Source organism: Paenirhodobacter sp., from assembly GCF_047600745.1.
Taxonomy (GTDB): domain Bacteria; phylum Pseudomonadota; class Alphaproteobacteria; order Rhodobacterales; family Rhodobacteraceae; genus Rhodobacter.
In genome coordinates this window covers 909,050-921,916 of sequence record NZ_JASGKI010000004.1, presented here as the reverse complement: position 1 = coordinate 921,916, position 12,867 = coordinate 909,050, and the positions used below count along the sequence as shown (strand labels likewise).

Sequence of the window (12,867 nt, the reverse complement as noted above, 5' to 3'; positions counted from 1 at the left end):
ATGTCTCTCCGTGGGGATGGGGATCTCTCCCCACTAGTGTTTCGGATCGAAGGCGGGAGACCCCGCCTTGCGGTTTTGAATTTAGCTACATGACTCCCGAATGGCGGAAGAGAGCGAGGTGTCCCGGCAGAGCCGATCCTCTTCTGGACTCATCTGATCGAGCTCCAGCACTGCCCACGCGGAATAGTGCGAATATGTGCCCAGAAGCCCGAACCTTCGCCCGTGACCGATGTAGCGAACCTTATTGCCGCTTTCGTGGCGCTTGTAACCAAGCCGCTCCAACTCCTGCGAAATGAGAGCCATAGCCGCGTATGACTGATGGCGGAGAACCTCGATACTGCACGAAACCTTGGTGTTGGCCTTGTGGACACGCAGCGCCGACATGCGATCAAAAAGCCCTTTGCCCTCTTTGCTTTCGGCCTTCATGTAGCCTTTTATGAAAAGTTCAGAGTAGAGCACGAACCCATCATCCCGCAATGAAGCGAGGCTGGCGGGGCCAGACGTCTCACTTGCTACGCAGGCGCGCGTTGCAAGTGAGATGTCCTTTTCGAAGTTGTAGCTTTTGGTGAACGCAGCATCGGGAAAAGCCGTTGCACTGTCCGCCTCGGGCGGGAGCCCCTCGTAGGAGTTGCAGCCCGCAAGAAGCAGTCCGGTGCAGAGCAATTTCGTGAAGAAACCGCGTCCCATTCGTCTCAGCCCTTCACCGCCTTGACGATCTTCTGCGCGCCGTCGGCGAGGTTGTCCGCCGCGATCACGTTGAGGCCGGAGTTCGCGATGATTTCCTTGCCCAGCTCGACGTTGGTGCCTTCGAGGCGCACCACCAGCGGAACCTTCAGCCCGACTTCCTTCACCGCGGCCAGAACGCCCTCGGCGATGATGTCGCAGCGCATGATGCCGCCGAAGATGTTGACGAGGATACCCTTCACGTTCGGGTCCGAGGTGATGATCTTGAACGCCTCGGTGACCTTTTCCTTGCTCGCGCCGCCGCCGACATCGAGGAAGTTCGCCGGTTCCGCGCCATACAGCTTGATGATGTCCATCGTCGCCATGGCGAGGCCCGCGCCGTTGACCATGCAGCCGATCTCGCCGTCCAGCGCGATATAGTTCAGGTCATATTTCGAGGCTTCGAGTTCCTTCGGATCCTCTTCGGTCTCGTCGCGCAGCGCCATGATGTCGGCGTGGCGGTAGAGCGCGTTGTTGTCGAAGCCGAGCTTCGCGTCCAGCACCTTCAGGTTGCCGTCGGTCATCACGATCAGCGGGTTGATTTCCAGCATCTCCATGTCCTTCTCGACGAAGGCCTTGTAGAGATTCTTGATCAGCGCGACGCATTGCTTCACCTGCGCGCCCTTCAGGCCGAGGGCGAAGGCCACGCGGCGGCCGTGGAAATCGCTCAGCCCGGTCGCCGGGTCAACCGAGAACGACAGGATCTTCTCGGGCGTGTGGGCGGCGACTTCCTCGATGTCCATGCCGCCTTCGGTCGAGACGACGAAGCTCACGCGCGAGGTCTGGCGGTCCACCAGCAGCGCGAGATAGAGTTCACGCTCGATGTCCGAACCGTCTTCGATGTAGATCCGGTTGACCTGCTTGCCCGCCGGGCCGGTCTGGTGCGTGACCAGGGTGCGGCCGAGCATCTGCTTGGCGAGTTCGGCAGCCTCCTCCACCGACTTGGCCAGACGGACGCCGCCCTTTTCCCCCGCTTCGGGTTCCTTGAACTTGCCCTTGCCGCGGCCGCCGGCGTGGATCTGCGCCTTGACGACCCAGAGCGGTCCGTCAAGCTCGCCCGCCGCGGTCTTGGCATCCTCGGCCTTGAGGACGGCGCGGCCGTCCGACACCGGGCAGCCGTAGCTCTTGATGAGCTGTTTGGCCTGATATTCGTGGATGTTCATGCCAGAGTTCCCTTGCTGGTCGATTTGCACGGTGGTGTGGCACAGTCTGACCGCATGATAAAACAAATTTTGCGTGCAATGCCGCGGGATAGGCAGAAAAGCGCTATTCGTGATCACAGGCCGGAAGACTGTGATCACGAAACCCGAAATGCCGCATCGCGGCGTTAGCGGCTTGCCTGCGCGGGTGGAATTGGAAACTGTGGCACGGGGCGGTTTCGGGGCGTTCGGGCAATGCAGAGCTGGGGAGTGGTGGCGCTGGCGGATGAGCCGGGCGCCTTGATCGCGGCCTTCGCGGGCTGGCATCTGGCGCAGGGCGCGGCGGAGGTCCACATCTGCCTCGACCGGCCCAATCCGGAGGCGCGCGACCTGCTGACGGGGGTTCCGGGCGTGTTCCTGTGCGAGGCGGGCGAGGATGGCTGGGCCTTCAACGGCGTCGGGCATCGGCCCGCGCGGCACCTCGGGCGGCAGAAATATCATGCCAGCCGGGTTCTGGCGCAGACCCGGCTCGACTGGCTGGTGCATTGCGATGCGGATGAATTCGTGCGGCCACTGAAAGGCTCGGTGGCTGGGGTGCTGTCTGCGGTGCGGCCGGGGGCGAGCTATGTGCGCATCCCGGTGGCGGAGCGGGTTTTCGTCGGCGATCCCGGGCCGGACATCTTCGGCGGGCAGTTCCGCGCGCCCTGGGACGGGCAGGGGGTCTATGACGAAGCTCAGCGGCTGTTGCTGAACCGTGGCGTGGCGGGGCATCAGATCGGCAAGAGCGCGACGCGCGCGGGGCGGGGGCTGTTCCTGGGCATCCATCAGCCGATGCGGGACTATGGCGGCGGCGGGCGCGATGTGCCGTTCGACCGCAGCCCGGAGCTGCGGCTGCTGCATTTCGACGGGCTGACCGAATTGCACTACGCGCTGAAGATGATGCGCCGGGCGCTGGCGCTGCGGGTCAAGGCGCCGCCGCCGCATGGGCCGCACCGGCTGTTGCAGATCGAAACGCTGGCGGCGGTCGCTTCGGATCCGGCGGCGATCCATGAACAATGGCGGGCGGCGAAGACGATCACGCCCGCGCAGGCCGAGGCGTTGCGGGCCGAGGGGGTGCTGTCGGATGACGAGGTGGCGATGGACCTGTCGGCGGCGGCCTTCGACCGGGCGCTGATCGCGCGGGAAGGCGCGCTGATCGAGGCGGCGCACCGGGCGTTCGGGTTCGATCCGGCGCCGTTCATGGCATGAAAAAGGGCGCGCCGGAGCGCGCCCTTTCGCAATGTTTCAGGCTCAGGCCAGCGAGGGCTCGATGCCCTTGCACGCGGCGACGAGGCCCTTCACCGAGTTCGACCGACTTGTCGAACATCGCCTGTTCGTCCGCCGTCAGCTTGATGTCGATGACCTTTTCGATGCCGTTCGCGCCGATCACCGTCGGCACGCCGACATACAGACCGTCGAGGCCGAAGGCGCCCTTCACATAGGCGGCGCAGGGCAGGACGCGCTTCTGATCCTTCAGATAGGCTTCCGCCATTTCGATCGCCGAGGTGGCGGGTGCGTAGAAGGCCGAGCCGGTCTTCAGCAGGCCGACGATTTCGGCGCCGCCGTCACGGGTGCGCTGCACGATGCCGTCGAGCTTTTCCTGCGTGGTCCAGCCCATCGACACCAGGTCGGGCAGCGGGATGCCGGCGACGGTCGAATAGCGGGCGAGCGGCACCATCGTGTCGCCGTGGCCGCCCAGAACGAAGGCGGTGACGTCCTTCATCGACACGCCGAATTCAACCGACAGGAAGTGACGGAAGCGCGCCGAGTTCGAGCACGCCGGCCATGCCCACAACCTTCTCCGCCGGCAGGCCGGAGAACTGTTGCAGCGCCCAGACCATCGCGTCGAGCGGGTTGGTGATGCAGATCACGAAGGCGTTCGGGGCATGCGCCTTGATGCCTTCGCCGACCGACTTCATGACCTTCAGGTTGATGCCCAGAAGGTCGTCGCGCGACATGCCCGGCTTGCGCGGCACGCCGGCGGTGACGATGCAGACATCGGCGCCTTCGATGTCGGCATAGGAGTTGGTGCCCTTCAGCGTGGCGTCGAAGCCTTCAGAGGGGCCGGATTCGGCGATGTCGAGCGCCTTGCCCTGGGGCGTGCCTTCGGCGATGTCGAACAGGACGACATCACCGAGTTCCTTGATCGCGGCGAGATGGGCGAGCGTGCCACCGATCTGACCGGCGCCGATGAGGGCGATCTTGGGTCGAGCCATGGAATTCCTCCGAAGGTCATTGGGATTGGACTGACGCCGATGGGTTAGACCTTTGGAACCCCGCTGGCAAGGGAAACGGCGGCGGATCCGGGTGCCGTATGCCGTTGTATGCCATGGGGCGGGACTGTTTGCGCTAAAGCCCGGGCCGTGCGCGCGGGATGGGCGGCGCGGCCGATTCGCGGTGGTCGGAAGGTTCTGCGATGCGGCAATTCTTTGCTTGCCGAAAGTGTCACTTCCGTGATCCTTGACGCAAGATTATTGCGAGGAGAGAATCATGATCCAAGGTGCGAACCGGCCCTATCGTTCGGTCCTCTATATCCCCGGCTCGAAGGAGCGCGCGCTGGAGAAGGCGACGGGGCTGGCCTGTGACGCGATCATCTTCGATCTGGAAGATGCCGTCGCGGTGGAGGAAAAGGTCAATGCCCGGGCCACGCTGACCGCGGCGCTGCGCGATTTCGACTATGGCGCGCGGGCGCGGATCGTGCGGGTGAACGGGCTGGATACCGAATGGGGGCGGGCGGACGTTCTGGCGGTGGCCGATGCGGTGCATGCGGGTGTGCGCGTCGATGCGCTGCTGATCCCGAAAGTGTCCTACAAGAAAGACCTCGACGCGGTGATCGACCTGACCTCGGCGCTGCCGCTCTGGGCGATGATGGAGACGGCGATGGGCATGCTGAACGCGGGCGACATTGCGTCGCATCCCCGGCTCGAAGGCATGGTGATGGGGACGAACGACCTCGCCAAGGAATTGCAGAGCCGGTTCCGCGCCGATCGTCTGCCGATGCAGGCCGGGCTTGGCGCCTGTCTGCTGGCGGCGAAGGCGTTTGGCAAGGTGATCATCGACGGCGTTTACAATGCTTTCAAGGATGAAGACGGGTTGAGGGCCGAATGCGATCAGGGCCGCGACATGGGTTTTGACGGCAAGACGCTGATCCATCCGGCGCAACTGGCCATCGCGAACGCCGCTTTCGCGCCTTCGGATGCGGAGATCGACCTGGCCCGGCGCCAGATCGCGGCCTTCGACGAAGCGCAGGCGCAGGGGCTGGGCGTTGCGGTTGTGGATGGCAAGATCGTCGAAAACCTGCATATCGTGACCGCGCGGCAGATCCTGGCCAAGGCGGAGGCGATCGCCGCGATGGAATGAATCCGCCCGAAAGGTGAGCCGATGGCGCTACTGGTATTGGGTCTGCTGCTGTGGAGCTTCGGGCATATGGCGCGGCGGGCGTTCCCGGGCTTTGCGCAGGCGATGGGGCCGGCCGCTTTGCCCGCGATGATCGCGGTGGCGACCCTGGGCACGGCGATGATGGTGATCGGCTACCGGGACTGGTTCGGCGAATTCTACTGGGGCCGGACCCCGGCGCTCACCGGCATCAACAACCTGCTGATGCTGGTTGCGGTCTATCTGTTCGCGGCGGCGGGGATGAAGACATGGGTGGCGCGGCATCTGCGCAATCCGATGATGATCGGCGTGCTGATCTGGTCGGTGGCGCATCTGCTGGTGAACGGCGACACGCCGAGCTTCGTGCTGTTCGGCGGGATCGGGCTCTGGGCGCTGGCGCAGATCGCGGTGATCAATCGCACGGCCTGGGTGCCGCCCGTGGCAAAGGACGGAGCGGGCAGGGAAATCATGGCGGTCATCGGCACCGTCATCGTCTATGGGGCAATCGCCGGGGTGCATTACGCCCTTGGCTATCCGACATTCGGGTGAGGACATGAAACTCTATCGTTTGCTGACCGAGGAAGACACCTCGGCCTTCTGCCACAAGGTCTCGCTGGCGCTGTCGAAAGGATGGGAGCTTTACGGTTCTCCGGCCTATGCGCATGATCCGGCGACGGGAAAGATGCGCTGCGCGCAGGCGGTAACGAAAGACGTTCCGGGCAAGGATTACAGCCCTGACATGAAGCTGGGAGAGCAGTGATGGGCAAGACCAACGCGGGCCGGTTCTTCGAGGATTACCGCATCGGGCAGGTGCTGCGCCATGCCGTGCCGCGCACCGTGGCCGAAGGCGAGCGGGCGCTGTATCACGCGCTCTATCCCGCGCGGCATGCGCTGTATTCCAGCGATGAATTCGCCGCCGCCTGCGGGCTGGAATCGAGCCCGATGGACGACCTGATCGCCTTCCATGTGGTGTTCGGCAAGACGGTGCCGGATGTGTCGCTGAACGCGGTGGCGAACCTGGGCTATGCCGAGGGGCGCTGGCTCCGCCCGGTCTGGCCGGGGGACACGCTGCGCTCGGACTCCGAGGTGATCGGGCTGAAGGAGAATTCCAACGGCAAGTCGGGCGTCGTCTATGTCCGGACCCGCGGCTACAACCAGATGGATGAGGTCGTGTTGGATTATGTCCGCTGGGTGATGGTGCGCAAGGGTGACCCGGCGGCGCCCGCGCCGCAGACCGTGGTGCCGGAGCTGAAGACCGTGGTTCCGGCGGAGGATCTGGTGATCCCCGAAGGGTTGGATTTCAGCGATTACGATTTCGGTCTGGCGGGGGAGCCGCACCGCTGGGGCGATTACGCGATCGGCGAGAAGATCGACCATGTGGACGGCGTGACCATCGAAGAGGCCGAGCATATGCTGGCCACCCGGCTGTGGCAGAACACCGCCAAGGTGCATTTCGACGCGACCTTCCGCGACGACGGGCGGCGGCTGATCTACGGCGGCCATGTGATTTCGATGGCGCGGGCGTTGTCGTTCAACGGGCTGGCCAATGCGCAGATGATCGTCGCGCTGAACGGCGGCGCGCATGCCAATCCGTGCTTCGCGGGCGATACCCTGCGGGCCTGGTCCGAGGTGCTGGACAAGGCCGAGACCGATGCGCCGGGCGTGGGTGCGATCCGGCTGCGGCTGGTGGCGGTGAAGCATGGCGCCGCGCCCTTCGCGCTGAAGGGGCCGGATGGGAAATGTGCGCCCGAAGTGCTGCTCGACCTCGACTATTGGGCGCTGATGCCGATGTGACGGGCAGTCCCGCGCCGCCCTGTGCGGCGCGAAGCCCTGGGTGAGTCGGATCCGGGGCCGCGCGGGAATCCCGGGCAAATTCCGGCGCGGTGTGGAAGAAATCCGACAAAAATCCTTGGTGAGCCGCGTGAGCGCCAACATGTGATCACAGCGATATTTTTGTGATCGCAAACGGAATTTTTCGGCCATTCGCGTCCCCGGAATGACAATTTGACGTGGATGCAGGCGTGACTTGCCCGAATAATGCGCTATGCAGGGACAGCAATTCCGGCCAGCCCCGCCCGCGCCAGCCGCCATCGGCAGGCGTTCCGCGGGGCTCAGCGACAGAGGGACCCAAAATGGCTGAAACGAAACGGGTTGAACGGCCCCTTTCCCCCTTCATGATCGGCCCGTATTACCGACCGCAGATGACGTCGATCTCCTCGATCATGGTGCGCATCACCGGCATCGCGACGCTTGGCACCGTGGCGCTTCTGGTCTGCTGGCTCGTGGCGGCGGCGGCCTCGCCCGCGGCTTTCGACTGCGTGAACTGGCTGCTGACCAGCTTTGTCGGCGACATCCTTCTGACGCTGGCGGCCTGGGCGGTCTGGTATCATGTGCTCGGCCGGCTGCGGCACCTGATCTGGGATCTGGGATATGGCGTGGACATCGGGTTCAACGAAAAGATGGGCAAGGCCATGTTCATCGGCGCCACGGTCCTGACGCTGATCACTGTCCTCGTGGTGTAAGGGAGAGACCTGATGCAGTATATTTCCGATCGCAAGCGCGCTCAGGGGCTGGGGGCCGGTCACGCGGGCACGCATCACCACTGGGTGATGATGATCAGCTCGGCTCTTCTGCTGGTGCTGGTGCCGCTGTTCGTCTTTACCTTCGGGATCGGGCTCGGCGGCAGCTACGAGGAAGTGCTGGCCTATTTCGGGCGCCCCTTCCCGGCGATCGTCTCGGCGCTGACGCTGGTCGTCGTCACCCTCCATTGCAAGGCCGAGGCCGATGAGGCGATCATCGACTATGTGCCGGGGGTGCCGGGCAAGCTGGCCTTGGTGGCCGTGGCGGCGCTTGCCTATGTTCTAATCGCGGCGGGGCTTTTTGCTCTGGTGAAACTGGCCCTGTAATGCTGGCGCCCGTCCAGGCGGCACGTTTCGGAAACGATGCGCGTCGGGCGGAGGCGGTGAGGAAAGACGGATGACAGCAGCATATCAATACGAGACGCATCATTATGACGTCGTGGTGGTCGGTGCCGGCGGCGCCGGGCTGCGCGCGACGCTGGGCATGGCGGAGCAGGGGTTCCGCACGGCCTGCGTGACCAAGGTCTTCCCGACCCGCTCGCATACCGTGGCGGCGCAGGGCGGCATCGCCGCCTCGCTGTCGAACATGGGGCCGGACAACTGGAAATGGCACCTTTACGACACTGTGAAGGGCTCCGACTGGCTGGGCGATACCGACGCGCAGGAATACATGGTCCGTGCCGCTCCGGCGGCGGTCTATGAGCTGGAACATTACGGCGTGCCGTTTTCCCGGACCGAAGAGGGCAAGATCTACCAGCGTCCCTTCGGCGGCCATACCACCGAATTCGGCGAAGGCCCGCCGGTGCAGCGCACCTGCGCCGCCGCCGACCGGACCGGCCATGCGATCCTGCACACGCTCTACGGCCAGTCGCTGAAGAACAACGCGGAATTCTACATCGAATATTTCGCGATCGACCTTCTGATGAGCGATGACGGCAAGACCTGCGAAGGCGTGCTGTGCTGGAAGCTCGACGACGGCACCTTCCACGTCTTCGCGGCCAAGATGGTCGTGCTGGCGACGGGCGGCTATGGCCGGGCCTATTTCTCGGCGACCTCGGCGCATACCTGCACCGGCGACGGCGGCGGGATGGTGGCGCGGGCGGGCCTCGCACTTCAGGACATGGAGTTCGTGCAGTTCCACCCGACCGGGATCTATGGCTCGGGCTGCCTGATCACCGAAGGCGCGCGGGGCGAGGGTGGTTACCTGACCAACTCCGAAGGCGAGCGGTTCATGGAGCGTTACGCGCCCCATTACAAGGATCTGGCCTCGCGCGACGTGGTTTCGCGCTGCATGACGATGGAAATCCGCGAAGGCCGCGGTGTGGGCGAGCACAAGGACCACATCTTCCTGAACCTCAGCCACCTGCCGCCGGAAGCGCTGCATGAGCGGCTGCCGGGGATTTCGGAATCGGCGAAGATCTTCGCCGGGGTCGATGTGACGAAGGAGCCGATCCCGGTTCTGCCGACCGTCCACTACAACATGGGCGGTATCCCGACGAACTACTGGGGCGAGGTGATCAACCCGACCGCCGACAACCCGGACAACATCGTCCCCGGCCTGATGGCGGTGGGCGAGGCGGGCTGTGCCTCGGTCCATGGCGCGAACCGTCTGGGCTCGAACTCGCTGATCGACCTCGTGGTCTTTGGCCGCGCCGCCGCGATCCGCGCGGGTGAGGTGATCGACCGCGAAGCCGCGATCCCGGTGCCGTCGAAGGTGGCGATCGACAAGGCTTTCGACCGCTTCGACAAGCTGCGCTATGCCGATGGCGGCACGCCCACGGCGGAACTGCGGCTTGAGATGCAGAAGACGATGCAGTCGGATGCCGCGGTGTTCCGCACCGACAAGTCGCTGGCCGAAGGCGTTGAGAAGATGACCGCCGTCGCCGCCAAGATGGCCGACATCAAGGTGACCGACCGTTCGCTGGTGTGGAACTCCGACCTGATGGAGACGCTGGAACTGACGAACCTGATGCCGAACGCTCTGGCGACCATCGTCGGCGCCGAGGCGCGCAAGGAATCCCGTGGGGCGCACGCCCATGAGGATTATCCGAACCGCGACGACGTGAACTGGCGCAAGCATTCGATCATGCATGTGGAGGGCAACAAGGTCACGCTGACCTTCCGCCCGGTGCATATCGACCCGCTGACGCCCGAATCCGAAGGCGGGATCGAGTTGAAGAAGATCGCGCCGAAGGCACGGGTGTATTGATGCGCTGGCTGCCGGCCCTCGTTCTTGGCCTGTCGGCCTGCACCCTCGGTCAGAGCGCCGAGGAGGTGGCCCGCAATCAGGCCAAATCGGTGGTCAACACCGTGGTGGCGCAGAAGATGCCGGGGGTGAATGCCACCCCTGTCACCGATTGCGTCATCGACAATGCCTCGATGCCGGAGATCTATACGATCTCCAAGGGGGCGGTGGTCGGCGTCAGCCCCGATACCGTCAATGCGGTGATGACCATCGCGCAGCGTCCCGCCACGATGCAATGCGTCGCGCAGAAGGGGATGGGCCTGCTGTGAGGGCGTTGTGGCTCATACCCGTGGCGCTTTCCGCCTGTGGTCCGGTTCCGGTCGAACAGGCGGAGCGCCAATGCCTCGCCCGGGTTCAGCCGGTGCGGCCACTGGAGGGCGAGGCGGGGCTGGGCGTGACCAGTTCGGGCCCGCGCACCACCGCGAAGGTCCGCATCAACATGGGCACCTATCAGGGTGACCCGGCGGCGGCCTATGACCGCTGTGTCTACGACAGATCCGGCCGCATGCCGACGCGGCCGCTTTATGCCAGAACCGACTGGAGAGGGTGAAAACCATGGTTCAGTTCAAGCTTCCCAAGAATTCGCAGATCCGCGTCGGCAAGACCTGGCCGAAGCCCGAAGGCAAACGCATCCGCAAGTTCCAGATCTATCGCTGGAGCCCGGATGACGGCGAGAACCCCCGGATCGACACCTATTTCATCGACCTCGACAGATGCGGGCCGATGGTTCTGGACGCGCTGATCAAGATCAAGAACGAGATCGACCCGACGCTGACCTTCCGCCGGTCCTGCCGCGAAGGGATCTGCGGTTCCTGCGCGATGAACATCGACGGGATCAACACGCTGGCCTGTATCTATGGCCTCGACGAGATCAAGGGCGAGGTGGTGAAGATCAACCCGCTGCCGCACATGCCGGTGGTGAAGGACCTGATCCCCGACCTGACGCTGTTCTATGCGCAGCACGCGTCGATCATGCCCTGGCTGGAGACGAAGACCAACCGGCCGGAGCGGGAATGGCGCCAGTCGATCGAAGATCGCAAGAAGCTCGACGGTCTTTATGAATGCGTGATGTGCGCGTCCTGCTCGACGTCCTGCCCGAGCTATTGGTGGAACTCGGACCGCTACCTCGGCCCGGCGGCGCTGCTGCATGCCTACCGCTGGATCATCGACAGCCGCGACGAGGCGACGGGCGAGCGTCTGGACGGGCTCGAAGATCCGTTCAAGCTGTATCGTTGCCACACGATCATGAACTGCACCAAGACCTGCCCGAAGGGGCTGAACCCGGCGAAGGCGATCGCTTCGATCAAGAAGATGATGCTGGAACGCCACGTCTGACCTTTGAAAGCCCCGGCCCTGCGCGGGGGCTTTTGCTTTGGGCCTGCGACATTTTCGCTGCGTTGCAGAAAACGCATGACGCAGTTGCAGCATCGGCTCTGTTTTCCTGCTGGTCCTGTGACTAGATAGAAGCAGGGGAGGAACTCGGCCAAAGCGAAGGAGAGTTCCATGACGAAGGTCGTTAAACTGGTGACGTCGCCGGAGCGCGCCAGGGCGGACGAAGCGCTGCGCGTTCTGGATCAGGCTTATGCCTATTACACCGTGGACGAAGTGTCGGCGGAAGCGGCGATCGAAGCCGTCGAAACGCCGATCGAACAGATGTATGGCTATTATCCGGCTGCCTGAGGCGCTGCGATGAGACGGCTTGTGTGAAGGTCCGCCCTGAGGGTGCGGGCCTTTTGCATGCCCGGGGGTCAGAAATATTTTCACGCCAGAGTTGCAGGGGCGCTGCTTTCCCCGCAATCGGTGTTATCCTGAGCAAAACGGGCAGGGGCACGGGACAGGAATGAGGCTGGATCGGAGATCGCTCCTGATCGGGGCGGCGCTGGCGGTCTCCGGCGCGGGTGCGCTGGCGGTTGGGGCAGAGACGACGGTCGAACCGCTGTGGCCCGAAGGTCCGCCCGGCGGTGGCGGTCCCGGGGGGCGGTTGGAAAAACGCCTGAACGGGACCGTGTTCAATGTCGTGACCCCCACGCTGACGGTTCATCTGCCCGAACGCCCGACCGGTGCGGCGATGATCGTTGCGGGGGGTGGCGGCTACCGGCGGATTTCGCTGGGATGGGAGGCCAATCCTGCTGCGCGCTGGTTGGTGGCGCGGGGGATCACGGCCTGCGTCCTGACCTACCGTCTGCCGGGGGAGGGATGGGCCGCGGGTGCCCGTGCGCCGCTTCAGGATGTGCAGCGCGCGCTGCGCCTGCTCCGCGCGGGCCGGATCGTTCCGGGTGTCGATCCGGAGCGGGTGGGCCTGTTCGGCTTTTCCGCCGGCGGGCATCTGATGGGGATGGCGGCGGCCCGGCCGGATTTCCAAAGCTATGCGCCGGTGGATGCGGCCGACCTGGTTCCGGCGGAGTGTGCGGGGGCGGTGCTGGTCTATCCGGTGATCACGCTGCTGCCGCCCTATGACCGCACCTCGACGCGGCGGATTCTGGTGGGCAAGACGCCCAGCCTGACGCAGGCCGCCGATTGGTCGGTCGAGACCCATGTCCGCCGCGATTGCGCGCCGGTGTTTCTGGTCGGCGCGGCGGATGACCCGATTGCCAATCCGTGGAACCTGGTCGCGATGGAAGCCGCCTGCCGCAAGGCCAGCGTGCCGGTCGAGCGGCATCTGCTGGAATTGGGCGGGCACGGCTTTGGCATGGGCAAGCCCGGGTCGCGCAGCGCGGGCTGGTCGGTGATGCTCGACCCATGGCTTGCCGCGCGCGGCTTCGTCTGA

Annotated in this window: 15 protein-coding genes and 1 pseudogene; 13 read left to right on the top strand and 3 right to left on the bottom strand. The window is 64.6% G+C overall.

The annotated features are described in order from the left end of the window. Positions 1 to 81: 81 nt before the first annotated feature. Positions 82 to 687: a hypothetical protein gene (locus tag QM789_RS13215; RefSeq protein WP_420352344.1), complete on the bottom strand. Its 606-nt coding sequence runs from the start codon at positions 685 to 687 to the stop codon at positions 82 to 84. 5 nt (positions 688 to 692) lie between these two features. Further along, positions 693 to 1,886, bottom strand: a complete 1,194-nt coding sequence (gene sucC, locus QM789_RS13210) for an ADP-forming succinate--CoA ligase subunit beta (protein ID WP_420352343.1) — start codon at positions 1,884 to 1,886, stop codon at positions 693 to 695. 231 nt (positions 1,887 to 2,117) lie between these two features. Between sucC and QM789_RS13205 the strand changes: the two genes are divergently transcribed. After that, on the top strand, positions 2,118 to 3,110 hold the full coding sequence (locus QM789_RS13205; RefSeq protein WP_420352342.1) for a glycosyltransferase family 2 protein: 993 nt from the start codon (positions 2,118 to 2,120) through the stop codon (positions 3,108 to 3,110). A gap of 42 nt (positions 3,111 to 3,152) precedes the next feature. On the opposite strand, the pseudogene mdh reads toward QM789_RS13205, so the two are convergent. Further along, a pseudogene (gene mdh, locus QM789_RS13200) lies at positions 3,153 to 4,117 on the bottom strand (malate dehydrogenase). Positions 4,118 to 4,391: 274 nt separating this feature from the next. Here mdh and QM789_RS13195 point away from each other — a divergent pair. The 12 genes from QM789_RS13195 to QM789_RS13140 all read left to right on the top strand — a co-directional run bounded on the left by QM789_RS13195 (position 4,392) and on the right by QM789_RS13140 (position 12,867). Beyond that, positions 4,392 to 5,261 (top strand): HpcH/HpaI aldolase/citrate lyase family protein, encoded by an 870-nt coding sequence (locus QM789_RS13195; protein WP_420352341.1) that lies wholly within the window; start codon positions 4,392 to 4,394, stop codon positions 5,259 to 5,261. Positions 5,262 to 5,282: 21 nt separating this feature from the next. Next, the gene (locus tag QM789_RS13190) at positions 5,283 to 5,825 is read left to right on the top strand and encodes an NnrU family protein (RefSeq protein ID WP_420352340.1); all 543 of its coding nucleotides are present in this window, start codon (positions 5,283 to 5,285) and stop codon (positions 5,823 to 5,825) included. A 4-nt stretch (positions 5,826 to 5,829) separates the two neighbouring features. Beyond that, the gene (locus QM789_RS13185; protein ID WP_420352339.1) at positions 5,830 to 6,036 is read left to right on the top strand and encodes a DUF1737 domain-containing protein; all 207 of its coding nucleotides are present in this window, start codon (positions 5,830 to 5,832) and stop codon (positions 6,034 to 6,036) included. Then, positions 6,036 to 7,070, top strand: coding sequence for a MaoC family dehydratase (locus QM789_RS13180; RefSeq protein ID WP_420352338.1), 1,035 nt, complete (start codon positions 6,036 to 6,038; stop codon positions 7,068 to 7,070). The genes QM789_RS13185 and QM789_RS13180 overlap by 1 nt, the downstream gene beginning before the upstream one ends. Positions 7,071 to 7,408: 338 nt before the next feature. Further along, positions 7,409 to 7,798, top strand: coding sequence for a succinate dehydrogenase, cytochrome b556 subunit (sdhC, locus tag QM789_RS13175; RefSeq protein ID WP_420352337.1), 390 nt, complete (start codon positions 7,409 to 7,411; stop codon positions 7,796 to 7,798). 12 nt (positions 7,799 to 7,810) lie between these two features. Further along, entirely contained in the window at positions 7,811 to 8,182 is a 372-nt protein-coding gene (gene sdhD, locus QM789_RS13170; RefSeq protein WP_420352336.1) for a succinate dehydrogenase, hydrophobic membrane anchor protein, read from the top strand. A gap of 70 nt (positions 8,183 to 8,252) precedes the next feature. Continuing rightward, positions 8,253 to 10,064 carry a succinate dehydrogenase flavoprotein subunit gene (gene sdhA, locus QM789_RS13165; RefSeq protein WP_420352335.1) on the top strand — a complete coding sequence of 604 codons (1,812 nt, stop codon included), beginning with the start codon at positions 8,253 to 8,255 and terminating at the stop codon, positions 10,062 to 10,064. Further along, positions 10,064 to 10,369 (top strand): succinate dehydrogenase, encoded by a 306-nt coding sequence (locus tag QM789_RS13160; protein ID WP_420352334.1) that lies wholly within the window; start codon positions 10,064 to 10,066, stop codon positions 10,367 to 10,369. The genes sdhA and QM789_RS13160 overlap by 1 nt, the downstream gene beginning before the upstream one ends. Then, positions 10,366 to 10,650, top strand: coding sequence for a hypothetical protein (locus tag QM789_RS13155; RefSeq protein WP_420352333.1), 285 nt, complete (start codon positions 10,366 to 10,368; stop codon positions 10,648 to 10,650). Before QM789_RS13160 ends, QM789_RS13155 begins: the two co-directional genes overlap by 4 nt. A 5-nt stretch (positions 10,651 to 10,655) precedes the next feature. Further along, positions 10,656 to 11,435, top strand: a complete 780-nt coding sequence (locus tag QM789_RS13150) for a succinate dehydrogenase iron-sulfur subunit (RefSeq protein ID WP_420352332.1) — start codon at positions 10,656 to 10,658, stop codon at positions 11,433 to 11,435. A 168-nt stretch (positions 11,436 to 11,603) separates the two neighbouring features. Then, positions 11,604 to 11,780 carry a hypothetical protein gene (locus QM789_RS13145; protein WP_420352331.1) on the top strand — a complete coding sequence of 59 codons (177 nt, stop codon included), beginning with the start codon at positions 11,604 to 11,606 and terminating at the stop codon, positions 11,778 to 11,780. A gap of 160 nt (positions 11,781 to 11,940) precedes the next feature. Further along, entirely contained in the window at positions 11,941 to 12,867 is a 927-nt protein-coding gene (locus tag QM789_RS13140) for an alpha/beta hydrolase (protein ID WP_420352330.1), read from the top strand.

Coding starts and splice junctions, on each gene's coding strand:
- QM789_RS13215 (WP_420352344.1), bottom strand. CDS start 687: ATGGGACGCGGTTTCTTCACGAAATTGCTCTGCACCGGACTGCTTCTT.
- sucC (WP_420352343.1), bottom strand. CDS start 1,886: ATGAACATCCACGAATATCAGGCCAAACAGCTCATCAAGAGCTACGGC.
- QM789_RS13205 (WP_420352342.1), top strand. CDS start 2,118: ATGCAGAGCTGGGGAGTGGTGGCGCTGGCGGATGAGCCGGGCGCCTTG.
- QM789_RS13195 (WP_420352341.1), top strand. CDS start 4,392: ATGATCCAAGGTGCGAACCGGCCCTATCGTTCGGTCCTCTATATCCCC.
- QM789_RS13190 (WP_420352340.1), top strand. CDS start 5,283: ATGGCGCTACTGGTATTGGGTCTGCTGCTGTGGAGCTTCGGGCATATG.
- QM789_RS13185 (WP_420352339.1), top strand. CDS start 5,830: ATGAAACTCTATCGTTTGCTGACCGAGGAAGACACCTCGGCCTTCTGC.
- QM789_RS13180 (WP_420352338.1), top strand. CDS start 6,036: ATGGGCAAGACCAACGCGGGCCGGTTCTTCGAGGATTACCGCATCGGG.
- sdhC (WP_420352337.1), top strand. CDS start 7,409: ATGGCTGAAACGAAACGGGTTGAACGGCCCCTTTCCCCCTTCATGATC.
- sdhD (WP_420352336.1), top strand. CDS start 7,811: ATGCAGTATATTTCCGATCGCAAGCGCGCTCAGGGGCTGGGGGCCGGT.
- sdhA (WP_420352335.1), top strand. CDS start 8,253: ATGACAGCAGCATATCAATACGAGACGCATCATTATGACGTCGTGGTG.
- QM789_RS13160 (WP_420352334.1), top strand. CDS start 10,064: ATGCGCTGGCTGCCGGCCCTCGTTCTTGGCCTGTCGGCCTGCACCCTC.
- QM789_RS13150 (WP_420352332.1), top strand. CDS start 10,656: ATGGTTCAGTTCAAGCTTCCCAAGAATTCGCAGATCCGCGTCGGCAAG.
- QM789_RS13145 (WP_420352331.1), top strand. CDS start 11,604: ATGACGAAGGTCGTTAAACTGGTGACGTCGCCGGAGCGCGCCAGGGCG.
- QM789_RS13140 (WP_420352330.1), top strand. CDS start 11,941: ATGAGGCTGGATCGGAGATCGCTCCTGATCGGGGCGGCGCTGGCGGTC.